Genomic DNA, 21,595 nt, shown 5'->3' on the forward strand with positions numbered 1-21,595 from the left:
GCGGCGTCACGGGCCGGGCGCGACGGGCGTAGCCGGCGCCGTTGCGCAGCGCGCCGTGAGGCGTTGCAGATCCGCCGTGGACAGCGCGCCGAGCTGTCCGTCGCAGATGTGGGCGGCGCGGGTCGCCACCGTGAATGGCAGGGCGCCGCCCCGGTTGCCGGCGGCGCGCATCAGGGCGAGGACATTGCCGCCCGGACGCAATACCGGCAGAGTGATGTCGTGGCGCCGCGCGAATTCCGTGGCGACGGCCGGCGTATCGGTGCTGACTAGCAGCACGGCCCACGCCGGATGGTCGGCGGCGAAGGCCTGCAGCCGCGGCAGCTCGGCGACGCACGGCGGGCAGTCGCGGCTCCAGAAATTGACCAGGACCGGGCCGTCCAGCGCCGCCAGCCGCACGAAGCGGTCGCCGGCCAGCGTTGGCAGCGAGAAGTCCCAGGCGCGCCCGGCCGGCAGAGGCGACCCCGGCGGCGACTGTGCGCCCGCCATGAGCGGCGCGGCGCACAGTGCCAGGCAGGCGTGCAGCAGTCCGCGGCGCATCAGAAGCTGATCTTGGTGCCGGCGTACAGGTAGCGCCCGCGGCTTGGCCCCCACAACTGCGTCACGTCGATATCGCCCGCGCTGTCGACGAACAGCGGGCTTTCCTTGTCCGACTGCTTGTAGTCGAACACGTTGTCGACACCGGCGTAGAAGGTGAAGTTCTTGTTGATGGCGTATTCGCCGCGCAGGTCGAGCGTGAAGAAACCGGGACTCTTGTCGCGCTTGGGCGTGCCGTCGAGGTTGTAGCGGTTCGGGCCGTCCGAGCCGTCGCCGTGGAACTTGCGCAGGTTCATGGGGCCGGTCCAGACCAGCTTGGCGTTCAGGTCGAGGCTGCCGCGGTCGTAGTCCAGGCCGAGGTAAGCCTTGGCGTATGGCCGCGCGAAGATCAGCGAGCCCGCCGGGAAGCGGTAGTTGAAGCCTTCGGCGGCGGCCATGACCGACAGGGCGGGCGTGACCAGGTAGGACAGCGTCACGTCTACGCCTTGCACGATGACGGATTGCCGCGCGCTGCTGAACACCGTGATCGGGTCGCCGTTGGCATCTATCTGGCTCGGGTCGAGCATGGCGAAGTTCTTGATGCGGTTGTAGTTGTAGGAGCCGGTCACCGCCAGCCGGTCGTCGGCGTAGTTGAGCGCATAGCTGGCGTTCAGGGACTCCTCTGGCTTGGTGATCCGCCGGTCGATGCGGATGGTGTTGAGGATGCCGTGCTCCTGCTCGAAGAAGCTGGTGGGCGCGCGGAAGCCCTTGCCGATGCTGAAGCGGCTGGAGAGCTCGGCCGTGTGGTGATAGAGCGCGTTCAGGCGCGGCGAGGTGATGCCGCCGAAGACGTTGTGGCGGTCATAGCGCACGGAGCCGTTGATTTCCAGCGCGTCGTCCAGGAAGGCGCGGTAGGCCTGCACGAACAGCGCGGGCGTGCGATAGGCATAGTCGTCGACGCCGCGCACGGCGGTGCCGTCTTCCATGCTGCCGTGGCTTTTCAGGTCTTCGTAGCGGAAATTGGCGCCGGTGGTGGTCAACCAGCCGGCGATGGGCGTCTGCCAACTGGCTTCGGCGTAATACTGCTTCTGGCGGGCGATGTAGGTGGCCAGCTCGTAAAAGCTGTCCTGCTTGTGCTCTGCCGCGCCGAGGGCCAGGCGCAACAGGCTGTCGCCGAAGTGCTTTTCACCGGTGGAGATGAACTGCACGCGATCCGTGAAGATGATCTCGGACATGCCGCCGCGGCCGCCGCGATCGCCGTCCGGGCCCTCGTCGTAGTCAACGATGGTGCCGTCTTCCGGCCTGACCCAGCCGTTGCGGTCGGGCGAGCCGTGTACGCCGCCGCTCCAGTTGAAGGGGTTGCCCGTGGTGCTGTGCTTGATGGCCGAATAATCGGCGCCCAGCGCGCCGCCGCCGCGCTTTTCGTTGACCACGTCGATCCGCCCGCGGACCTTGAAGCCGCCCGCGTCGTCCAGGAAGAAGCCGATGCCGCCCAGCCTGCGGTCGTAGCCGGTGTATTCCGAGATGCCGTTGTGGTCGGCGTCGACCGAGTCGTGCTTGTTGTAGTTGAGCGTGGCGGTGATGGCGCCGCCCTCGAACGGTCGCGCCAGGTAGGCGTCGCCCTGGCGCGACCCGTAGCTGCCGATCTGCGCGCGGGCGCGGTTCTCGGCCTCGGTGGGGCGCTTGGTGACGATGTTGACCGAGCCGGACAGGGCTTCCGGGGCGATCAGGCTGGCGCCTGCGCCGCGCGCGACGTCGATGCGCTCGACGCCGTAGACGCTTACGCTGTCCAGTCCATAGGCCGACGATACCGAGGAGAAGATCGGCACGCCGTCGATCATCATCGTGGTGTAGCGGCCGGGCAGGTTGTTCAACAGCACGTTGCGCACATTGCAGATCGAGCATTCCACCTGCACCGCGATGCCGGGATTCTTGTCGAGCGCTTCGTTGATGTTGGTGGCGCCGGCCTTGGCGATGGCGCGTTCACTGATGGATTCCGTCTTGACCAGTTCGTCGCGCAAGGCGCCGGGCCGCATCGAACCCTGGTTGGAGCGGTCGATGACGGTGATGGCGGGTAGCGTGGCGGTGTTGTCGGCGGCCGATGGGGCCTGGGCCTGGGCGGCGCCGGCGGTGGTCAGGGCCGCCGCCAGGGCGGCTAGCCGGAAACGGGACGGCGTGCGAGAGGAGAAGACGGAAGGCATGGCGGGAGGCATCGGACGAACGGTTTCCTGGTGCGAACGATCGGGCGGCGGACGCAGCGCGTCCGCGCCGCGGCGCGTTCAGTTGATACAGGAGGGGACCGTGAGGCGGGATGGCATGCCCATGGGATGACGCGGATCTGTCGTGATGCAAAGAATTCAAAACGTTATGGTTTATGAAAATTTGCGTCAACGTCAGCCGGTCTGATAGTGAGCGGTGCGCCGCGGCGAGGGCGTCCGCCAGGGCCGTGACACTGAAACTACTTGCCGATGCCGAAGACCACCACGTCGTCGCTGCGCCGGCCGAGGGTCGACATCAGGCCGTCGAGCGCGCTGCGCTCGGCCTCGCTGGTCCCGGCCGCGAAGGTCGCCTGGCCCTGAAAACGCACGCCGCGGGCATTGACGCTGCCCTGGCCTGTGACCGCCAGCGGACCGCTCTCGGTGCTGAGCGCCAGCGTGGCGCCGGCCCGGCCGTTGCCGCGCACCCGCAGTACGTAGGTGCCGACCGGGGCCACGGGTGACAAGGCGGTGGCGGCGTCGCGCCAGCGCAGTTCGGCCAGGGGCGCGTCGGGCAGGGCGCCGCCCAGGCGCAGCGTCTGCCAGTCGAGTTCCAGCGTGCCTTCGGGCGCCAGCGTGTTCCAGGGCGCGCCCAGCGCCGGCAACACCGTGGCGGGCAACCGCAGCGATTGCGCCGACAGCGACAGGCCGTCCCAGCCCAGGCCGGCGCGCACCGGTCCACGCAGCCAGGGGTGCGACAGTTCCAGCGTCAGCGATGACCAGCGCCACTGCCAGTGAAGGGCCTGCGGCAGCATGCGGCGCGCGCCGGGCGGGCCGAGCGCCAGCCAGGCGCTGCCGTTCCAGACGGTGCCGGCGGCGTCGGCCAGCGCCACTGGCGCGTCGGCGGGCAAAAAGGCCAGCAGCCAGCGCGCCGGCAGCACGGCGGCCGCGGCCGTGAGGGCGCAGGCGGCGCAGGCCAGCGCCAGGCCGCTGCGCCTGGGCAGGAGGCGGGGGCGTCGCGGCAGACGCATCAGGAGCGGGCCTGCGGGGCCGGCAAGGCCAGCTTGATGCTGCCGTTGACCAGGCCGGGCAATGGCCGGCCATTGACGTTGGCGGCGCGTGTCAGCTCCACCTGCCCGACCGCCAGGCCCCAATCGCCGGCGGCATGCTCGAGCCATCGCAGCAGCGCCGAAGAGGGCACTTCGGTCACGACCAGCGTGACGCTGTCGCCCTGGCCGGGATGATCCAGCTTCCAGCGGTCGGCCGGCAGGCCCGCGCGTTCGAGGCTGGCGCCGATGTCGGCGACGGCCGGCAGGGCGGCGGCCGGCGCGGCGGCCCTGCCGCGCAGGGACATCGCCTGCGTGGTGATGGCCGCCACGGCGGCGGCCTGGCTGCGCAGGCGCGGCAGTTCCTCGCGCAGCTTGCGCACCGAGTCCAGCGCGGGTTCGACCAGCAGGGTGAAGACCAGCACCGCGCCCAGCAGGGCGCCAGCGCCGTTGACCAGCCGCCGTTCGCGCGGCGCCAGGGCCTGGTAGCGCTGGCGCGCGCGGTCGGCGGCCGGCGCCAGCGGGGTGAGGACGGCGCGGCAGGCGGCGTTCAGGCGTTCAGTGGGCGTCATGGTTGGCTGCGCGTGATGCGCCAGGTGTTGTCGGTGTCGCCGCGTTCCAGCTTCAGGCCCTGGGAGGCTGCCTGCTGGATCAGCGCGGGCGTTTCGGCCACGCGCTGGGCCTGGGCGCCGGCATCGGCCAGTTGCAGGGTCAGCGCCTGGCCGGCATAGGACAGGCGGGCGACGTTGTCGGCGGCGAACGGCAGCGCCTGGGCGGCGGCGCGCGCCAGCGGCAGGAAGTCGCCGGCGTTGGCGCCGCCGCGGCGGGTCTGCAGCGCGTCCAGGCCTTGCTGCGCCTGGCGCGCGGGGTCCAGCACCACCGGCAGTTCGGGAAACGCCGCCAGCACCTGGCGGCGCATGCCGTCGCGCAGCGACTGCGCCTCGCCGCGCAGTTGCGCCGCATGCAGGTTCAGGCCGCCGATCCAGACCGCGGCCGCGACGGCGCTCCAGCGCCAAGCCGGCCGCCAGCGCGACACGCGCGCCGGCGCCAGTTGGGGCATCGCCAGCGACCATGAAGGCGACGGCGCCTGCCAGCGCGGGTCGGCCGGATCGCGCAGAGGCGTCGTGTCGTCCGGCGCCAGCGTCTGCGGCGCGATCAGGGCGTGGGCGCGCAAGCCCTGCGCGTTCAGCAGGCCCCACGCACGACGCACCGGTTCGCGCGGCGCCCAGGCCAGCGCCACGTTGCCGTGGGCGTCGCGCGGGCCATGGCCGATCGCCAGGTCGTCCAGGTCGCTCAGCACCAGCGGCTCCAGCGCGCCGCGCACCGCGGCGGCGAAGCGGGCCTTGGCCACCGCTGGCACCTGGACGGTGGCGGCGATGACGTCGGCCGGGTGCAGCACGGCCTCGCAGGCGGCCTGCGGGTAGGCCTGGCCCAGCGCGTGCAGCGTCAGCTCGCCCTGGCGCGCGCAGCGGCCGCGGCGATCGAACCAGGCAAAGGGCAGCAGCGAGCCCGGGCCGAGTTCGGCGAGTGGGGCCAGCGCGATACGCAAGGAATTCTTCAAGGGGCTTCTCTTGTCCAGATGGTGTCGGGCGCGGCGGGCGGCGCGCTGCGTATCAGCGCCTGCATCGAGACCCGCGCCCGTTCGTAGACGACGGCGCCGCTGGCCAGGAACCAGCCGCTGGTCGTGCTGACGGCGGGCGCGGGCGTCTTGACGCCGGTGGCGGCCAGCCGGTTGGCGAAGTCGCCGGCGTTGTTGAACCAGTTGCCGCGGTCGCGTTCGCCGGTGATGGCGCGGGCCTGGCTGAGCGACAGGCCCGTCACCAGCGCGGCGATGACTTCGGGCGGCGCGGTATTGACGTTGACGTTGGTGGCGCTGGGCAGCACCGTCATCGTGCGCCGCAGTTCGCCGCGAGCGGCGGGCTCCAGCCCCAGCAGCGCGGCCACGTCGTCGATGCCGCGCGGCAGCGGCGCGCGCGCATCCGGCGCCTGGCCGCCCTGGGCCGGCGTGGGCGCGCCCGCGGCCGGCGCCGGCGGCTGGCTGGCGGCGATGACCTCGATGATGCGTCCCGCCAGCGTGTCGGGCAGGCGCAGAGCGCCCAGCAAGCGCCGCAACACCCGCTCCTGTTCCGGTTGCGGCACGCCGTTGCTGGCCAGGTTGGTCAGGTTGTACTTGCCCTGTTCGTCCTGCACCTTGCCCGAGAACACCGCCACGCGGTCGTCGCCGGGGCGCTCGATGCGGGTGTCCAGCACCGGCGTGGCCCAGATCTGGTCGCCGCGGGTGGTCGACTCGCGCTTGCCGTGATCGCGCACCACCAGGCGGGCCCAGTCGATGCCCCCGGCCAGCAGCATGCGCGCCTGCACCCGCGCCATTTCGTTCTCGATGCGGCGCGTGCTGGCGGTCTGGCGCTGGAACAGACTGGTGGTCAGCGCCGCGACAATGGCGACGATGATCAGCGCGCTGACGACGGCGGCGCCGCGTTCGCGCGGCGGGGCCGTTTTCATGGCAGCTCCAGGATGCGGCTGTAGCGCCGCGCGTCGCCAGCCGGGCCCCGGTCGAGCGTGATCTCGATGCCGCTGGGCGTGGCGGAAAATGGCGCGCGGGTGTCCATCCAGCCCGCGCCAGGCACCCAGCCGCGCAGCGTCAGCGCGCGCACGCCGGGCAGCAGCAGCGCGCCATTGCCGACGGGCGGCAGCGGTCCCTGTTCGGCCGGCGGGCCGCTGGCGCGCCACAGACCGTCCTTGCGCACCGACCATTGCACCCGTTGCCAGCGGCCGTCGCCATCCGCGGCGGGCCGCAGGATCTCCAGGCGCTGCGCGCCGGCGGCGTCGCGCAACAGGCGCACGCCCGTCGTGAAGACGTGCGCGTCGATGCCCGGCGCGGCGAACGACGGGCCGTTGTAGGCCAGTTCGACATCGCGTCCCATCTGGCCGAGCGTGCGCACGATGGCGTCGGTGTCGTCGGCCTGCTGCGCGATCCAGTCGCGCGCGCTGGAGACGCTGTCCAGGCCGCGCCAGGCCATCAGGCTGACGAGCGCCATCAGCGCCAGTGCCACCAGCACTTCGATCAGGGTGAAGCCCGCCTGGGCGCGGGCGCGGGCGCGGCAGCGGCGGGCGGTCATCGCAGGCTCGACAGCAGGCCGTCCAGTTGCAGCAGGGCCGCGCCATTGCCCGCGTCGCGGACCTTGACCGACACCTGGCGGAAGCTGCGGTTCAGGGAATTGGTGAACACCAGTTCGCATTGCAGCGCCAGGCCGCCTTGCGGACAGGGAACGGTCTGCGAACCGGCGCGCGGCAGGGTCTGCTCCAGCCGCAGTTGGGTCAGCGCGTTCTGCGCGGCCAGCAGCGCCAGCGTCTTGTCCTGCAGCGCGCGGTTGTTGGCGGCCATGACGCCGGTGGCGCGCAAGGCCGCGCCCATCGCCACGGCGATGATGGCCAGCGCCACCAGCACCTCGATCAGGGTGAAGCCACGCTGGCGTTGGCGCCGCGGGGGGCGGATGGGAATAAATTCAGCGGATCTCATAGCGTCCGGCGGCGTCGCGCGTCACCGTCACGAGCGAATCGCCCGCGCGCAGTTGCACGCTGAACGGGTCGGCCACCCATTCGGTGTTGAAGACCAGCGGACGGTCGGGCGACAGCCGCAACCGCACCTGGCGCGCCAGCCAGGCCTGCGGGCGCAGGGCCTCGTCGCGCTCAAGCGTGTCGACGGGCAAGGGCGTGTCGTCCTGGGCGGAGGGGGCATTGGAGCGGCCCTGGCGCTCGAACGACCAGCCGCCGCTGGCGGGCTGCCAGCGTATCGATCTGCCATCGCTGCGGGCTTCGCCTTCGGCCACCGTGAAGGCGTCGACCAGGCGTTGCGCGTCGTCGCGCAACGGGTCGGCGCGCTTGCCGATGGACAGGCTCACCATGCTGGCGGCGATGGCGACGATCACCAGCACCACCAGGACTTCGACTAGCGTGAAACCGCGCTCAGAGTTCCCACGAACCGATGTCGGCATCGCCGCCTTCCCCGCCGGGCTTGTTGTCGGCGCCGAACGAGAACACATCGATGTCGCCTTTGACGCCGGGATTCAGGTATTGGTACGGATGGCCCCAGGGGTCATTGGGCAGCTTGTCCAGGTAACCACGCCAGTTGGAGGCGCCTTCCGGCTTTTCCGCCAGCGCGCGCAGGCCCTGGGCGGTGGTGGGATAGCGGCCGTTGTCCAGTCGGTACAGCTTGAGCGCCTGCATGATGCCGGCGATGTCCTGGCGCGCCGCGACCTGGCGGGCCTGGTCGGGACGGTCCAGCACGCGCGGCACGATCAGGGCGGCAAGAATCCCCATGATCACGATGACCACCATGATCTCGATCAGGGTGAAACCTTGCTGGCGGGCGAGCCCGCGCGATGACTGTCGCACTTCACGACTCCGGTATTTCAGTGAGAAGCGTGCGATTGTGGACATGAAATATGACAGCAATATGAGGCGCGGGGATCACTTGGCGGCGCGCGTGATGCCGCCTTCCGGCGCCGGCGAGGCGGGCGCGGCCAGCCGGCTGGGCCGGCCGCCTTGCTCGACCGTGACGGCGTCGGCGCCGACCTCCTTGAGCACGATGCCCGGCGCGACTTCGTCGCCGACGCGCCAGGCCGCGGGCGGGCCGCCGTCGACGCTGAACACCGCGGCGCCGTCGGCGCCGGCGGCGATCACGCCGAGCACGCTGATCTGCGTGCGCAGCACTTCATCGCGGCCGAACCACAGCGCCACCGGCATGTTGTCGGCGGCGCGCGGGGGCGGCGCGGATACGGCGGCGGGCAGGGCGGGGGGCTTGGGCGCGAGCAGCACCGCGCCCCAGGCACCCAGCCCGGCGGCCAACGCCAGCATGGCAACGACACGGCAGACGGCGGGGGCCGCGGGCGGGGACAGGCGCAGGGAAAAAGGCATCAATGAAACGGCGGAAAGAGGATTGGCGCGCAAGCGCCACGATGCGCGCGACTCTAACAGCCGATCGTGACAAGTCCGCGAAAGCGCGTGGGCTGCCTGCAGGGGACCGGCTGGCTGGTCCCCTGCGTTTGTTGCCGTCTGTATCGCACTGGGAAAAAAAGCTGATCCGTCGATCAACGATTCCTTTCTTTGCTTCATCGGTCGTTCACCTTGCGACGCCACTATGTGGGCCACTCACAAAGCGGGTTTGGAAAGGGAAAGACATGCAGGTATCGAATTGGAAGCGCTGGGGCGTCGCGTTGGCGACCCTGGGCGCGTTGGCCGGTTGCGGCGGCGACAAGAGCGACGACGACACGCCGGCGCCGGCCGCGCAGGCGGGCGGCGGCTCGGCCGCCAAGGTGTTGTTCATCGGCGTGGACGGCCTGACCTATGACGCCTATCGCCAGGGCGCGGCGGACAAATCCTTGCCCAACCTGGCGCAATTGACGGCGACCCGGTCGTGGACCGGCGGCGTCACCGGCGCGGTCACGCAACAGCCGACGCTGTCGGCGCCCGGCTGGGCCACGCTGCTGACCGGCCAGTGGGCGGACCAGCATGGCGTGCGCAGCAACGCGCTGGGCCAGGCGCCCAAGACCCCGACGCTGTTCCAGCGCGTGCGGACGGCCAAGCCCGCCGCGCGCACCGCGGCGGCATTCAACTCGTCGCTGCTGGCCAGCCTGACGGGCAATGACCGCGACGCGGGTTTCCTGCAGAGCCTGACGGACTGCGGCGGCGTCGACGATTGCGTCGCCAGCCAGGCGCGCGACCGCATCACCGAAGGGTATGACGTGGTGCTGGCGCAGTTCGGCGCGGCCGAGCGCGCCGCCGCGAGCGGCGGTTTCGGCGCCGGCTACCAGGCGATCCTGCGCCAGACCGACGCCGCCATCGGCGCGCTGCTGGCTCAGGTGGCCGATCGCCGCAATACCCATCCGGACGAGAACTGGCTCGTGGTGGTGGCCTCCAGCCATGGCCTGGATCGCACCGGCGGCAGCGACGGCCTGCCGCTGTCGCTTAACAAGACCACGCTGCTGGCCGTGAACCGCCCGCAGATGCTGGGCGGCAGCGCCGACGACGCCTCGTTCGACGGCGCCTGGAATATCGCCTGGTACGGTCTGCCCAGCGGCGCCGACGCCGCGCCGACCATCCTGGCGCACCTGGGCGCTTCGCCCGTGGCCGGCCAGTACGACCTGGCGGGCGCCTCGCTGTTCGAGCCGGTGGCGCTGCGCCGCGCGACCAGCCGCACGTCAATGGACAACAAGAGCGTGGCGCTGAACTGGACGCGCGTCGGCACGCCCACCGGCGAGATCGTGATCACCCGCGACGGCACGGAAATCGCGCGCCTGCCGGGCACCGCCACCGACTACGCCGATACGGGCTTCACCTTCACCACCGAAGGGCTGCACGAACTGAACTACGCCATCTCGGTCGGCAACGCCGTGACGGCGGTGCGCGCCACCGTGGTCTACACGGCGCCGGTGCCGTTGCTGCCGTCGCTGCGCACCGGCCTGGCGATGCTGTTCCCGTTCGAGGGCAACCTGACCGACAAGGCCGCCGGCGGCGGCGCCATCACGCCGTACGACGGCGTCCAGGCGCCGGCGTTCAGCGACCGCGGGGTGTTCGGCAAGATGTTCCAGAACCAGCGCTCGGGCGATCCGACCGGCGCCTTCAAGCTGGACTATCCGGCGGGCCTGCTCGACAGCGTCCAGGCGTTCACCATCGGCTTCTGGTACCAGTCCGATGGCACCGCCAACGACCGCTCCATCCTGGGCAACAAAGACTACAACTCCGGCGGCAACCCCGGCATCACCATCGCCCAGTGGGCTGGCCCCGAGCTGCGCTTCAACCTGGCCGGCGGCAGCCGCGTCGACATCAACGGCGTGAAGTTCACGGCCAACAAACCGGTCTACGTGGCGATGGTCATCGACAAGACCGCCAAGACCATGGCCGCCTATGTCTACGACACGGAAATGGGCTGGTTCAGCCGCTCGATTTCCACCGGCGCCGTCAACTTCGCCCAGATCGCCGGGGTGTTCGGCCCGCACCTGGGCCTGAACGAGGACGGCAAGGGGACCTACGGCGTGTGCTGCGCCGGCACCAAGGGCCCCTACACCATGTATTTCGACGACCTGGCCTTCTGGTCGCGCGCCCTGACCGAAACCGAGGTCAAGTCGCTGGCCATGTCCGGCAAATCGGTTTCCGAATTGTTCCCCTGATGTCCCGAGGATAGACACGACATGAATACCGCTTCCCCGATCCTGCGCGCCTTCCTGCGCCTGGGCGCCATGCTGATGCTGGCCGCCACCTTGACCGCCTGCGGCGGCGACAAGGACGACGACGACACCGGCAGCCAGCCCGACACGCCGACCCAGCCCGCCAAGCCCCTCCTGCGTTGCGCGCCCTGACGCCGCGCCATTTTTCAGCATTCAAGGAAACGCATCCGTGACGTCCCATAAAGAACCGATCCACGCCGGCAAGCGCCGCTTCCTGCGCAACGCCGCCGCCTCCGGCGCCGGCCTGACCGCCTTGTCGATGTTCCCGCCGGCCATCCGCCGGGCGCTCGCCATTCCCGCCAACAACCGCACCGGCACGATCAATGACGTCGAGCACGTGGTCATCCTGATGCAGGAGAACCGCTCGTTCGACATGTACTTCGGCTCGTTCAAGGGCGTGCGCGGCTTCGGCGACCGCATCACGGTGCCGCTGCCCCAGAACCGCTCGGTCTGGGAACAGACCAACGGCACCCGCGTAGTGCTGCCGTATCACCTGGACAGCACCAAAGGCAACGCCCAGCGCGTGTCAGGCACCCCGCACGACTATCTCGACGCCCAGAATGCCTGGGACGGCGGCCGCCTGTACCAATGGCCGCGCTACAAGCAGAACCAGTCGATGGGCTACTACACGCGGCAGGAACTGGCGTTCCAGTATGCGTTGGCCGAGGCCTTCACGCTGTGCGACGCGTACCACTGTTCTTCGCACGGCGGCACCAACACCAATCGCCTGTTCCATTGGACCGGAACCAACGATCCGCTGGCGCAGGGCAACGGCCCCTCGACTCGCAACCAATGGGACGACCTGGGCCCGTCGACGATCGGCTGGACCTGGAAGACGTATCCCGAGCGCCTGCAGGAAGCCGGCGTGAGCTGGAAGGTCTACCAGAACCTGCCGGACAATTTCACCGACAATCCGTTGGCCGGCTTCCGCCAGTTCCGCAAGGCCTATGAGCTGGCCGGCAATGATCCCAATGTCGACCCCAATCCGCCGGCCTGGACGCCGGCATCCGAGGCCGCCAACCCGTTGTACAAAGGCACGGCCAACACCATGCCCGATGGCGGCTTCCTGCAGGCGTTGCGCGACGACGTGGCCAACGGCGCGCTGCCGCAGGTGTCGTGGATCGTGGCGCCCGCGGCCTATTCCGAGCACCCCGGCCCGTCGAGCCCGGTGCAGGGCGCCTGGTACATCCAGGAGACGCTCAACGCCCTGACGGCCAATCCGGACGTCTGGAGCAAGACCGTGCTGCTGGTCAACTTCGACGAGAACGACGGCTTCTTCGACCATGTGCCGTCGCCGGCCGCGCCGTCGCTCAATCCGGACGGTTCGATGGCGGGCGCCTCGACCATCAACACCGACCTGGAGCGCCACGTCAAACCGTCGCTGCAGGACGCGGCCGACAACCGAGTGTACGGTCCCGGTCCGCGCGTGCCGATGTACGTCGTCTCGCCCTGGAGCCGCGGCGGCTGGGTCAACTCGCAGGCCTTCGACCATACTTCGGTGCTGCGTTTCCTGGAGGCGCGTTTCGGCGTGGCCGAAAAGAACATCAGCGCCTACCGCCGCGCGGTGCTGGGCGACCTGACCTCGGCCTTCAACTTCGCCACGCCCAACAATGAGCAACTGCCCGACCTGACGCTGCTGACCAAGGCCCAGGCCGACCAGACCCGCGCCGATCAGCAGGCCCTGGCGCAGGTGCCGCTGCCGGACACCAGTACCCAGGTCAAGCCTAAGCAGGAAACCGGCGTGCGCTATTCGCGCGCGCTGCCCTACGAACTGCACACCAGCGGCCGCGCCCAGCCCGGCACCAGCGCCATGTGGCTGGTGTTCGCCAACACCGGCAGCGCGGCCGCGGTGTTCCACGTCTATGACCGCCTGCACCTGGATCGGCTGCCGCGCCGCTACGCGGTCGAGCCGGGCAAGCAATTGGAAGGTAGCTGGGACGCCGCCGCGGACGGCGGCAAGTACGACCTGTGGGTGATGGGCCCGAACGGCTACCTGCGCCATTTTGCCGGCGACCTGGCGCTGGCCCGCACCGAGCAGTTGGACGCGGAAATCCGTGTCTGCTACGACATCGCCAACGGCGACGTCTATACCAGCTTCATCAACAACGGCAAGAAGGCCTGCACCTTCGTCATCACGCCCAATGCCTACTACACCAACAACGAGAAGTGGACGTTGACGGTGCCGGCGGGCAGCCAGGTCGAGCAGTCGTGGTCGCTCAAGGCGAGCGGCGCCTGGTTCGACTTCACCGCGCGCCTGAACGAGGATCCGGCCTATCTCCGCCGCTTCGCCGGCCGGGTGGAGACGGGCAAGCCGTCGGTCACCGATCCGGCGATGGGCCTGTAAGCGCGCCCCCCGCGGCGGGCCGGCAGCGGCCGCGCCGGGCGCAATGCCCCGCCTCGCTCCCGTCCGGGGCGCGAGGCGGGGCGTGCTTGCGTGCGGCGCGCCGGTTACGGGATGGCCTGCGGCTCGCGCGCCCGGAATGCGGCGGCGCATGCCTCGCAGATGGCCGTGGTGATGCCCTGGCGGGCATGCTCGCGCCGCTCCAGCATGCCGATGGCGCGGGCCGACGGCCCCAGGTCGTCGGGCAACGGCAGGATGCGCAACTGCGGGCTGTCGCGCCAGTTCGAGCCGTTGATGAGCGGCAGCAGCGTCACCCCGACCTCCTGGCGCACCAGTTCGATCAGAGTCTCGATCGCGTTCAGTTCCAGGAATTCGTCCAGCGGCACCGCCAGGCGCCGCAGCAGGCGGTCGATCTGCAGGCCGGTGCGCTGGGTGCGGTCAAAGCGCAGGAAGGGGTTGCCCGCCAGCACCTGGCGCGCGTCGTGGCCGGCGGCCGAGGGCGGGGCGATCACCACCAGCGGTTCTTCATACAGCGGGGTCCAGCGGGTGCTGGCCATCTTGCGGCCGGCCTCCACCAGGAAGGCCGCGTCCAGTTCGCCGTCCTCGACCTTGCCGGCCAGTTCGCTGGCCTTGCCCGACAGGATGCGCACGTCCAGCCTCGGGTGCGACTTCTTCATGCCCGACACCACCTTGGACAGCGTGCCCATGCAGGAGACGATGCTGCCCACCGAGACCGACCCCGCCAGTTCGCCCGGCACGGTGCGCGGCAGCCGCATGCGGTCGTATAAATCCAGCAAGTGCTTGATTTCCGGCAGCAATTCCCGGCCCGCCGCGTTCAGGATGGCCAGCCGGCCGCTGCGGTCGAACAGCTCGCGCCCCAGTTCGGCCTCCAGCGAGCGCATCTGGAAGCTGACGGCGGCCTGCGTGAGGGCCACCTGCTCGGCCGCTTCGGAGAAGGATCCATGGTGGGCGACGGCCAGAAAGGTGCGCAGGAAACGGATGGTGCTCATGGGGTCAATTCACAAAAATTTCTTTTATTACTGAACAAAAAATCAAATTGATTTAATTAGATCACGGGAGTACCTTCGCCTGCTTACCTCTATGAGACAGGCGCCATGAAATCCTTCGACTGGGTCAACCCGTATCCCTCCATCCGTATCCCGCTGTTCGCGCGTAACGTGGTGTCCACGTCGCACCCCCTGGCGGCCCAGGCTGGCCTGCGCATGCTGCTCAAGGGCGGCAACGCGGTCGACGCCGCCATCGCCGCCGCCGCCGCCATCGTGCTGGTCGAGCCGGTCTCCTGCGGCCTGGGGGGCGACTGCTTTGCCATCGTCTGGGACGGCAAGGAACTGCATGGCCTGAATTCCTCGGGCGTGGCCCCCGCCGCGTGGAATGTCGAATACTTCAAGCGCAAGTACGGCGTCGGCGCCGACGGCCTGGCGATCCAGCCCAAGCGCGGCTGGGACGCGGTCACGGTGCCGGGCGTGGTGGCCGGCTGGTCCGCGCTGCACGAAAAGCTCGGCAAGCTGCCGTTCGAGCAACTGTTCGAACCGGCCATCGAGATCGCCGAGCGCGGCTATGCCGTGCCGCCGGTGGTGGCGCACAAGTGGGCCGCCGCCGCCAATGAACTGAGCAACCAGCCGGGCTACGCCCAGGCCTTCATGCCCGAGGGCCGCGCGCCCAAGGTCGGCGAGCACTTCCGCTTTCCGGACGCGGCCAACACGCTGCGCCGCATCGCCGCCTCCAAGGGCCGCGATTTCTACGAAGGCGAGCTGGCCGAGCGCATCGCCGCCTTCAGCCAGGAATGCGGCGCCGCCATGACGCTGGAAGACCTGCGCGCCTACCGCCCGGAATGGGTCAAGCCGATCTCCCGTTCCTACCGCGGCTACGAGCTGCATGAGATCCCGCCGAACGGACAGGGCATCGCCGCCCTGATCGCCCTGGGCATCGTCGAACGCTTCAACATTGCCGACATGCCGGTCGACTCGGTGCAGTCGCAGCACCTGCAGATCGAGGCCATGAAGCTGGCTTTCGCCGACCTCTACAAGTACGTGGCCGACCCGCGCTCGATGGAAGTCACGCCCGAGCAGATGCTGTCGGACGACTACCTGGACAGCCGCGCCAAGCTGATCCGCCTGGACGGCGCCACCCATTTCGGCGCGGGCCGCCCGGCCGCCGGCGGCACCGTCTACCTGACCGCCGCCGACGAGAACGGCATGATGATCTCGTTCATCCAGTCCAACTACATGGGTTTCGGCTCGGGCGTGGTGGTGCCGGGCACGGGCATCAGCCTGCAGAACCGCGGCGTCGGCTTCTCGATGGATCCCAAGTCGGCCAACGTGGTCGAGGGCGGCAAGCGGCCGTTCCACACCATCATCCCGGGTTTCCTGACGCGCGGCGGCAAGCCGGTCATGAGCTTCGGCGTGATGGGCGGCGACATGCAGCCGCAGGGCCACCTGCAGACCGTGATCCGCATGGTCGACTACCACCAGAACCCGCAGGCCGCCTGCTGCGCGCCGCGCTGGAAGGTCAACCGCGATTTCACGCTGGATATCGAGACCAATATGAAGGCTTCCACTATTGCGGGCCTGAAAGACCTCGGGCATGCTTTGAAATCCGTGGACGATCCGTACATGGATTTTGGCGCCGGCCAATTCATCTGGCGCATGTCCGAAAGCGACAACGAGCTTGGCTACGTCGCCGCCAGCGACAGCCGCCGCGACGGCCAGGCCGTGGGCTTCTGACAGGCGCTTTGCCGCCTGGCATCGCAGCCAGGCATTGCAGCCACAAGGGGAATAAACACAATGAAACGCTTGACCATGACCTTCGGCGCCAGCGTGCTGGCGCTGGCCGCCGGCGCCGCCTGCGCGCAGAACATCCGCATCGGCCTGCAGGAAGATCCGGACGTGCTGGACCCGCACCGCGCCCGCACCTACGTCGGCCGCATCGTCTTCACCTCGCTGTGCGACAAGCTGGTGGACATCGATCCCAAGCTGCACTTCGTGCCGCAACTGGCCACCTCGTGGTCGTTCAGCCCGGACAACAAGGTGCTGACCTTCAAGCTGCGCGAAGACGCGCTGTTCCATGACGGCAGCAAGTTCGACGCCGCCGCCGCCAAGGCCAACCTGGAACGCGCCATGACGCTGCCCGACAGCCTGCGCAAGGGCGAGCTGGCCTCGGTCGAGAAAGTCGAGGCGCCCGACGCCAGCACCCTGGTGCTGACCCTCAAGCAGCCCGACGCCACGCTGCTGGCGCAACTGTCCGACCGCGCCGGCATGATGCTGTCGCCCAAGTCGTTCGCCGACGCCGACGTGGCCGCGGTCGGCCGCAAGCCGATCTGCTCGGGTCCGTACAAGTTCGTCGAGCGCATCCAGAACGACCGCGTCGTGCTGGAGAAATTCGACCAGTACTACGACGCCAAGGACTACGCCTTCAAGCGCATCACCTTCCTGCCGATCCCCGATACCACCGTGCGCCTGTCGAACCTGCGCGCCGGCGACCTGGACCTGCTCGAGCGCCTGAACCCGTCCGACGCGCCGCAGGTCAAGAACGATGCCAGCCTGACCTTCGCGCCGGTGGCCGGCCTGGGCTTCCAGCAGTTCATGTTCAACGTCGCCAACGGCAAGCGCGCCGAGGACAATCCGTTCAAGAACAAGCTGGTGCGCCAGGCGTTCCAGCTCGCCATCGACCGCAACGCCATCAACGAAGTGGCCGGCGGCGGCATCTTCGAACCGGCGCAGCAGCCGTTCCCGCCCGCCAGCCCCTACCACAGCGACAAGTTCCCCGTGACCAAGCGCGACGTGGCCAAGGCCCGCGCGCTGCTCAAGCAGGCCGGCTTCGACCGCGTCAAGGCCGAGGTCATGTTCGGCAACAACACCACCACCTCGTCGGTGGCCGAGATGGTGCAGGCCATGGCCTCCGAGGCCGGCTTCGACCTGTCGCTGCGGCCCACCGAGTACGCCGCCCTGCAGAAGGAATCGGCCGGCGGCAACTTCCAGGTGGTGATGCTGGGCTGGTCGGGACGGGTCGATCCGGACGGCAACATCCACAGCTTCGTGACCTGCAAGGGCGCGCTCAACGACGGCCACTATTGCAACCCGGAAGTCGACAAGCTGCTCAACGAGGCCCGCACGGTGCCGGATGAAACCAAGCGCCGCGCCATCTACGACCAGGCGCAGACGATCATCCAGGACGAACTGCCCGGCGTGTACAACTACTACCAGCCGTGGCCGTTCGCGCTGGCCAAGAAGGTCAAGGGCTTCGTGCCGTATCCGGACGGCATGATCCGCCTGAAGGGCGTGACGTTCGCCCAGAAGTAAACCGGTGCGCGGCGGTTCGCCGCCGCGCCCGCCGGCCACGCGCGCGTGGCCTTTTGTTTTCTACGGTTTTTCCCCATGCTTAAACTCATCTTGCGCCGCATGATCGTCGCGATACCGACCCTGATACTGGTGTCGATGATCGTCTTCATGCTGCAGAAAATCCTGCCCGGCGATCCGGTGCTGACCCTGGCCGGCGAAGAGCGCGATCCCGCCGTGCTGGATTATCTGCGCGACAAATACCGTCTCAACGATCCGCTGCCGATGCAGTACGCCGCCTGGGCCGGGCAGGTGCTGCAAGGCGACCTGGGCAAGTCGCTGCGCACCGACGTGCCGGTGACCACGCTGATCGCCCAGAAGCTGCCGGTGACCCTGCAACTGGCGGCGATGGCCATGTTCTTCGCGCTGCTGGTGGGCATCCCCATGGGCATCGTGGCCGCCGTGCGCAAGGGCAGGCCGGTCGAGATGGGGGCCAACATCGCCGCGCTGTCAGGCATGTCGATTCCCAATTTCTGGCTCGGCATCATCCTCATCATGGTGGTGTCGGTGCAATGGAAGCTGCTGCCGGCCTCGGGCTACGTGTCGCCGGCCGAGGACTTCTGGCTGTCGATCAAGACCATGCTGATGCCGTCGCTGGTGCTGTCCACCGCGATTGCCGCCTATCTCATGCGCCACACCCGGTCGGCCATGCTCGAGGCGCTGTCGGCCGATTACGTGCGCACCGCCCGCGCCAAGGGCGTATCGCCGCGCCGCGTGGTGCTGCGGCACGCGCTGCGCAATGCGCTGATGCCGATCGTCACCCTGGTGACGCTGTTGTTCGGCGAATTGCTGGCGGGCGCGGTGCTGACCGAACAGGTCTTCACCATCCCGGGCTTCGGCAAGCTGGTGGTCGACGCGGTCTTCACGCGCGACTACGCGGTGGTGCAGGGCGTGGTGCTCTGCGTCGCGGTGGGTTTCATCCTGATGAACCTGCTGGCCGACATCCTCTACATCCTGGTCAATCCCCGCCTGAGGCACGCATGAGCGCCATTCCCGCAACGGCCGCTGCCGTCACGCCGCCCCGCAGCCGCAACCGCGCCTGGGGCAAGTTCAAACGCAATCACGTCGCCATGCTGGGCCTGGGGATCGTGCTGTTCTTCGTGCTGCTGGCGCTGCTGGCGCCGCTGATCGCCAACCACGACCCGTTCCAGACCAGCTTTACCACCATCCGCAAGGCGCCGTCGGCGTCCTACTGGCTGGGCACCGACGAGCTCGGCCGCGATATCTTCAGCCGCATGGTCTATGGCGCGCGCGCCTCGCTCATGGCCGGCCTGGTGTCGGTGCTGATCGCGCTGGTGGTGGGCGTGCCGTTCGGCCTGGCCGCCGGCTATTTCGGCGGCTGGACCGATAGCTGCATCTCGCGCGCCACCGAGGCGCTGCTGGCGATCCCGTTCCTGATCCTGGCCATCGCGCTGGCCGCCTTCCTCGGCCCGAGCCTGACCAACGCCATGATCGCCATCGGCGTGTCGGCCGCGCCCAAGTTCATCCGGCTCACGCGCGGGCAGGTGCTGGCCGTCAAGAGCGAGGACTACGTGCAGAGCGCCCGCGCGCTGGGCGCCTCGGACCTGCGCATCATCTGCCGCCACGTGTTCCCGAACGTCATGCCGCCGCTGATCGTGCAGGCCACCATCACCATCGCCACGGCCATCATCGCCGAGGCCAGCCTGTCGTTCCTGGGCCTGGGCCTGCAGCCGCCGAATCCGTCGTGGGGCTCGATGCTGAACACCGCCAAGAACTTCATGACCCAGGCGCCCTGGATGTCGATCTTCCCCGGATCGGCCATTTTCCTGGTGGTGCTGGGCTTCAATCTGCTGGGCGACGGGCTGCGCGACGCGCTGGATCCCCGTCAGGACAAGTAATCATCATGGCAACCATGGATCCCAAACGCGTCGTCCAGGTGGCGCAGGGGCCGGCGCAGGCTGGCCAGGAAATGATCATGATCGCCAGGCCTGGCGCCACCGCGGCCGACAACCAGACGTGTTCGGTCTCGCTGCGCACCATCGATCCCCCGGAGCCGCTGGGCGAGCAGGATGCCGTCCTGCCCGAAGTCGCCTGGAGCATGATGTATTCCGACCAGCAGGTGAATGTGCTCGAGAACGGGGTGTCGACCCTGGCCGGGCTGCCGGCGCACCAGGCCCTGCTGACCCTCACCCAGGGTGACGACCGCCAGGTGGCGCTGGTGCGGCTGCGGTTGGCGGACGGCTACACCTGGTCCCTCATGTGCTCGTCTGGAGCCTATCACCCGGGCGTCGCCCGGGAGGGGTTCGACCGCACGGCCGGGACGTTCCGCAAGGTGCTGGACAGCTTCAGCGCGCCCTGAGGGGCTTCTCCGCCGCGCCCAGGGAACGTTCCGCGCCCGATCTTGCATCGCAACAAAAAAAGCGTGCAAAGTGTGCGGGGCAGGTTTATATTATGGCCATCATATTTCGGAGTCCCGACCATGGCCGGCCCCGCTTCCCGCAAAGAGATATCCCATGACCGCATCGTGGAAGCGGCCGCGCGCGCCATTCGTCGGGAAGGCTACGCCGGCGTCGGCGTGGCCGACGTCATGAAAGAGGCCGGGCTCACGCACGGCGGCTTCTACGCGCATTTCCCGTCGCGCGATGCCATGCTGGTGGCGGCGATGGAACGCGCCGGCCGGGATGGCGCGGCGCGCATGGCGCAGGGCATGGCGCGGCGCCGCGCCGAAGGCGCCAGCCCGCTGCGGGCCCTCGTCGAAAGCTATCTGTCCGAGAAGCATCTGCTGGGGTGCGAGAGCGGTTGCCCGATTTCGGCGCTCGCCTCGGAGATGCCGCGCCAGTCGCCCGAGGTCCGCGACATCTCGGCCAGCCGGGTGTCCGGCCTGGTCGGCGTGGTGCGGCAGGCGCTGCCGGCCGACGCCGGCCCGCATGCGGCGATGGCGATCACCAGCAACCTGGTCGGCGCCATGCAACTGGCCCGCGCGCTCGGCGACAACGAGCAGGGCCGGGCCATGCTGGCGGCCGCGCGCCAGTCGATCCTGGACCAGTACGACAGCGAGGGCCGTCAAGCCGCCCACTGAACCCCTTTTTCCGGGCCGCCGCGCGCGGCCTTTCTTCACTCCATGAATATGATGATCGTCATATTCATATAACCGGCCGGTGTTTCCGGCCCCCCGCCAGAACGCAGCACCCAAGGAAAGACATCATGCAACTGAAGAACGCCACCGTCCTCATCACCGGCGCCAACCGCGGCATCGGCCTGGCCTTCGCCCGCGAGGCGCTGGCCCGCGGCGCCCGCAAGGTCTACGCCGGCGCGCGCGATCCGGCCAGCGTCACGCTGCCGGGCGTGCAGGCCATCCAGCTCGACGTCACCAGCGACCAGGACGTGGCCGCCGCGGCCGCGCTGGCCAAGGACGTCACGCTGGTCATCAACAATGCCGGCATCGCCGCCATGGGCGGCTTCCTGGCCGAAGGCAGCATCGAATCGGCGCGCCGCCACCTGGAAACCAATCTGCTGGGCTCGCTGCGCGTGGCGCAGGGCTTTGCGCCGGTGCTCGCGGCCAACGGCGGCGGCGCGCTGCTGAACGTGCTGTCGATCGCCAGTTGGATCAACCGGCCGATGCTGGGCGTGTACGGCATGAGCAAGTCGGCCGCCTGGGCCCTGACCAACGGCCTGCGCCACGAACTGCGCGAGCAGGGCACGCAGGTGCTTGGCCTGCACATGGGGTTTGTCGATACCGACCTGACGCGGGGACTGGACGCGCCCAAGAGCACTCCTGACTCGGTGGTGCGCCAGGCCTTCGACGCGCTCGAAGCCGGGGCCGAGGAAGTGCTGGCCGACGACGCCACGCGCCGGGTCAAGCAGGGCCTCGCGGCCGAGCCGCCCGTCTACCTGCAGGCATGAGCCGCGGACGCTACGCCCTCGCGACCTTTCCGACGCCATTTCCGAGTCCGATCGA

At 69.2% G+C, this 21,595-nt stretch carries 22 protein-coding genes; 10 read left to right on the top strand and 12 right to left on the bottom strand.

Translation table 11 applies throughout. The features are described 5' to 3' along the window. Positions 1-6: 6 nt before the first annotated feature. The 11 genes from AAID08_RS11220 to AAID08_RS11270 all read right to left on the bottom strand — a co-directional run bounded on the left by AAID08_RS11220 (position 7) and on the right by AAID08_RS11270 (position 8,671). Positions 7-537, bottom strand: a complete 531-nt coding sequence (locus AAID08_RS11220) for a TlpA disulfide reductase family protein (protein WP_054504117.1) — start codon at positions 535-537, stop codon at positions 7-9. Next, positions 537-2,714, bottom strand: coding sequence for a TonB-dependent siderophore receptor (locus AAID08_RS11225; protein ID WP_175143084.1), 2,178 nt, complete (start codon positions 2,712-2,714; stop codon positions 537-539). The genes AAID08_RS11220 and AAID08_RS11225 overlap by 1 nt, the downstream gene beginning before the upstream one ends. A 257-nt stretch (positions 2,715-2,971) precedes the next feature. Further along, on the bottom strand, positions 2,972-3,739 hold the full coding sequence (gspN, locus tag AAID08_RS11230; RefSeq protein ID WP_175143085.1) for a type II secretion system protein N: 768 nt from the start codon (positions 3,737-3,739) through the stop codon (positions 2,972-2,974). Continuing rightward, positions 3,739-4,326 (bottom strand): type II secretion system protein GspM, encoded by a 588-nt coding sequence (gspM, locus tag AAID08_RS11235; RefSeq protein ID WP_175143086.1) that lies wholly within the window; start codon positions 4,324-4,326, stop codon positions 3,739-3,741. The genes gspN and gspM overlap by 1 nt, the downstream gene beginning before the upstream one ends. Beyond that, positions 4,323-5,315, bottom strand: coding sequence for a type II secretion system protein GspL (gspL, locus tag AAID08_RS11240; protein WP_175143087.1), 993 nt, complete (start codon positions 5,313-5,315; stop codon positions 4,323-4,325). Before gspL ends, gspM begins: the two co-directional genes overlap by 4 nt. After that, positions 5,312-6,256, bottom strand: coding sequence for a type II secretion system minor pseudopilin GspK (gspK, locus tag AAID08_RS11245; RefSeq protein WP_175143088.1), 945 nt, complete (start codon positions 6,254-6,256; stop codon positions 5,312-5,314). Before gspK ends, gspL begins: the two co-directional genes overlap by 4 nt. Next, entirely contained in the window at positions 6,253-6,873 is a 621-nt protein-coding gene (locus tag AAID08_RS11250; RefSeq protein ID WP_064523807.1) for a prepilin-type N-terminal cleavage/methylation domain-containing protein, read from the bottom strand. Before AAID08_RS11250 ends, gspK begins: the two co-directional genes overlap by 4 nt. Then, on the bottom strand, positions 6,870-7,274 hold the full coding sequence (gene gspI / locus AAID08_RS11255) for a type II secretion system minor pseudopilin GspI (RefSeq protein ID WP_064523810.1): 405 nt from the start codon (positions 7,272-7,274) through the stop codon (positions 6,870-6,872). The genes AAID08_RS11250 and gspI overlap by 4 nt, the downstream gene beginning before the upstream one ends. Further along, positions 7,261-7,749: a type II secretion system minor pseudopilin GspH gene (gene gspH, locus AAID08_RS11260; protein ID WP_054504125.1), complete on the bottom strand. Its 489-nt coding sequence runs from the start codon at positions 7,747-7,749 to the stop codon at positions 7,261-7,263. Before gspH ends, gspI begins: the two co-directional genes overlap by 14 nt. After that, positions 7,721-8,092 (bottom strand): type II secretion system major pseudopilin GspG, encoded by a 372-nt coding sequence (gene gspG / locus AAID08_RS11265; protein ID WP_240317415.1) that lies wholly within the window; start codon positions 8,090-8,092, stop codon positions 7,721-7,723. Before gspG ends, gspH begins: the two co-directional genes overlap by 29 nt. A gap of 132 nt (positions 8,093-8,224) precedes the next feature. Beyond that, positions 8,225-8,671 (bottom strand): type II secretion system protein N, encoded by a 447-nt coding sequence (locus tag AAID08_RS11270; RefSeq protein WP_395757646.1) that lies wholly within the window; start codon positions 8,669-8,671, stop codon positions 8,225-8,227. A 263-nt stretch (positions 8,672-8,934) separates the two neighbouring features. Between AAID08_RS11270 and AAID08_RS11275 the strand changes: the two genes are divergently transcribed. Genes AAID08_RS11275 through AAID08_RS11285 form a run of 3 tightly spaced genes read left to right on the top strand, consistent with a single transcriptional unit; the run spans position 8,935 to position 13,324 of the window. After that, positions 8,935-10,923 carry an alkaline phosphatase family protein gene (locus tag AAID08_RS11275; protein WP_395757647.1) on the top strand — a complete coding sequence of 663 codons (1,989 nt, stop codon included), beginning with the start codon at positions 8,935-8,937 and terminating at the stop codon, positions 10,921-10,923. Between the two features lie 21 nt (positions 10,924-10,944). Further along, entirely contained in the window at positions 10,945-11,112 is a 168-nt protein-coding gene (locus AAID08_RS11280; protein ID WP_167517661.1) for a hypothetical protein, read from the top strand. Positions 11,113-11,149: 37 nt separating this feature from the next. Next, complete coding sequence (locus AAID08_RS11285) at positions 11,150-13,324, top strand: phosphocholine-specific phospholipase C (RefSeq protein WP_395757648.1); 2,175 nt, start codon at positions 11,150-11,152, stop codon at positions 13,322-13,324. Between the two features lie 104 nt (positions 13,325-13,428). Here AAID08_RS11285 and AAID08_RS11290 read toward each other — a convergent pair whose 3' ends face one another. Next, complete coding sequence (locus tag AAID08_RS11290; protein WP_054504129.1) at positions 13,429-14,331, bottom strand: LysR family transcriptional regulator; 903 nt, start codon at positions 14,329-14,331, stop codon at positions 13,429-13,431. Positions 14,332-14,436: 105 nt separating this feature from the next. Here AAID08_RS11290 and ggt point away from each other — a divergent pair, with 105 nt between their 5' ends. From ggt to AAID08_RS11325, 7 genes are all read left to right on the top strand, one after another. Further along, the gene (gene ggt, locus AAID08_RS11295; RefSeq protein WP_054504130.1) at positions 14,437-16,065 is read left to right on the top strand and encodes a gamma-glutamyltransferase; all 1,629 of its coding nucleotides are present in this window, start codon (positions 14,437-14,439) and stop codon (positions 16,063-16,065) included. A 60-nt stretch (positions 16,066-16,125) separates the two neighbouring features. Continuing rightward, positions 16,126-17,640 carry an ABC transporter substrate-binding protein gene (locus tag AAID08_RS11300; RefSeq protein WP_054504131.1) on the top strand — a complete coding sequence of 505 codons (1,515 nt, stop codon included), beginning with the start codon at positions 16,126-16,128 and terminating at the stop codon, positions 17,638-17,640. Positions 17,641-17,715: 75 nt separating this feature from the next. Next, complete coding sequence (locus AAID08_RS11305; protein WP_116793295.1) at positions 17,716-18,660, top strand: ABC transporter permease; 945 nt, start codon at positions 17,716-17,718, stop codon at positions 18,658-18,660. Continuing rightward, a complete protein-coding gene (locus AAID08_RS11310; RefSeq protein ID WP_054504133.1) occupies positions 18,657-19,535 on the top strand; it encodes an ABC transporter permease in 879 nt (292 codons plus the stop codon). The genes AAID08_RS11305 and AAID08_RS11310 overlap by 4 nt, the downstream gene beginning before the upstream one ends. A gap of 5 nt (positions 19,536-19,540) precedes the next feature. Further along, on the top strand, positions 19,541-19,996 hold the full coding sequence (locus tag AAID08_RS11315) for a hypothetical protein (protein ID WP_395757649.1): 456 nt from the start codon (positions 19,541-19,543) through the stop codon (positions 19,994-19,996). Positions 19,997-20,116: 120 nt separating this feature from the next. After that, on the top strand, positions 20,117-20,716 hold the full coding sequence (locus AAID08_RS11320) for a TetR/AcrR family transcriptional regulator (protein WP_054504136.1): 600 nt from the start codon (positions 20,117-20,119) through the stop codon (positions 20,714-20,716). Positions 20,717-20,841: 125 nt separating this feature from the next. Then, positions 20,842-21,540, top strand: a complete 699-nt coding sequence (locus AAID08_RS11325; RefSeq protein WP_064525525.1) for an SDR family oxidoreductase — start codon at positions 20,842-20,844, stop codon at positions 21,538-21,540. Positions 21,541-21,595 lie beyond the last annotated feature (55 nt).

Source organism: Achromobacter sp. EB05, from assembly GCF_044232075.1.
Classification (GTDB): domain Bacteria; phylum Pseudomonadota; class Gammaproteobacteria; order Burkholderiales; family Burkholderiaceae_B; genus Achromobacter; species Achromobacter dolens.

Coding starts and splice junctions, on each gene's coding strand:
- AAID08_RS11220 (WP_054504117.1), bottom strand. CDS start 537: ATGCGCCGCGGACTGCTGCACGCCTGCCTGGCACTGTGCGCCGCGCCG.
- AAID08_RS11225 (WP_175143084.1), bottom strand. CDS start 2,714: ATGCCTTCCGTCTTCTCCTCTCGCACGCCGTCCCGTTTCCGGCTAGCC.
- gspN (WP_175143085.1), bottom strand. CDS start 3,739: ATGCGTCTGCCGCGACGCCCCCGCCTCCTGCCCAGGCGCAGCGGCCTG.
- gspM (WP_175143086.1), bottom strand. CDS start 4,326: ATGACGCCCACTGAACGCCTGAACGCCGCCTGCCGCGCCGTCCTCACC.
- gspK (WP_175143088.1), bottom strand. CDS start 6,256: ATGAAAACGGCCCCGCCGCGCGAACGCGGCGCCGCCGTCGTCAGCGCG.
- AAID08_RS11250 (WP_064523807.1), bottom strand. CDS start 6,873: ATGACCGCCCGCCGCTGCCGCGCCCGCGCCCGCGCCCAGGCGGGCTTC.
- gspI (WP_064523810.1), bottom strand. CDS start 7,274: ATGAGATCCGCTGAATTTATTCCCATCCGCCCCCCGCGGCGCCAACGC.
- gspH (WP_054504125.1), bottom strand. CDS start 7,749: ATGCCGACATCGGTTCGTGGGAACTCTGAGCGCGGTTTCACGCTAGTC.
- gspG (WP_240317415.1), bottom strand. CDS start 8,092: ATGGTGGTCATCGTGATCATGGGGATTCTTGCCGCCCTGATCGTGCCG.
- AAID08_RS11270 (WP_395757646.1), bottom strand. CDS start 8,671: ATGCCTTTTTCCCTGCGCCTGTCCCCGCCCGCGGCCCCCGCCGTCTGC.
- AAID08_RS11275 (WP_395757647.1), top strand. CDS start 8,935: ATGCAGGTATCGAATTGGAAGCGCTGGGGCGTCGCGTTGGCGACCCTG.
- AAID08_RS11280 (WP_167517661.1), top strand. CDS start 10,945: ATGAATACCGCTTCCCCGATCCTGCGCGCCTTCCTGCGCCTGGGCGCC.
- AAID08_RS11290 (WP_054504129.1), bottom strand. CDS start 14,331: ATGAGCACCATCCGTTTCCTGCGCACCTTTCTGGCCGTCGCCCACCAT.
- ggt (WP_054504130.1), top strand. CDS start 14,437: ATGAAATCCTTCGACTGGGTCAACCCGTATCCCTCCATCCGTATCCCG.
- AAID08_RS11300 (WP_054504131.1), top strand. CDS start 16,126: ATGAAACGCTTGACCATGACCTTCGGCGCCAGCGTGCTGGCGCTGGCC.
- AAID08_RS11305 (WP_116793295.1), top strand. CDS start 17,716: ATGCTTAAACTCATCTTGCGCCGCATGATCGTCGCGATACCGACCCTG.
- AAID08_RS11310 (WP_054504133.1), top strand. CDS start 18,657: ATGAGCGCCATTCCCGCAACGGCCGCTGCCGTCACGCCGCCCCGCAGC.
- AAID08_RS11315 (WP_395757649.1), top strand. CDS start 19,541: ATGGCAACCATGGATCCCAAACGCGTCGTCCAGGTGGCGCAGGGGCCG.
- AAID08_RS11320 (WP_054504136.1), top strand. CDS start 20,117: ATGGCCGGCCCCGCTTCCCGCAAAGAGATATCCCATGACCGCATCGTG.
- AAID08_RS11325 (WP_064525525.1), top strand. CDS start 20,842: ATGCAACTGAAGAACGCCACCGTCCTCATCACCGGCGCCAACCGCGGC.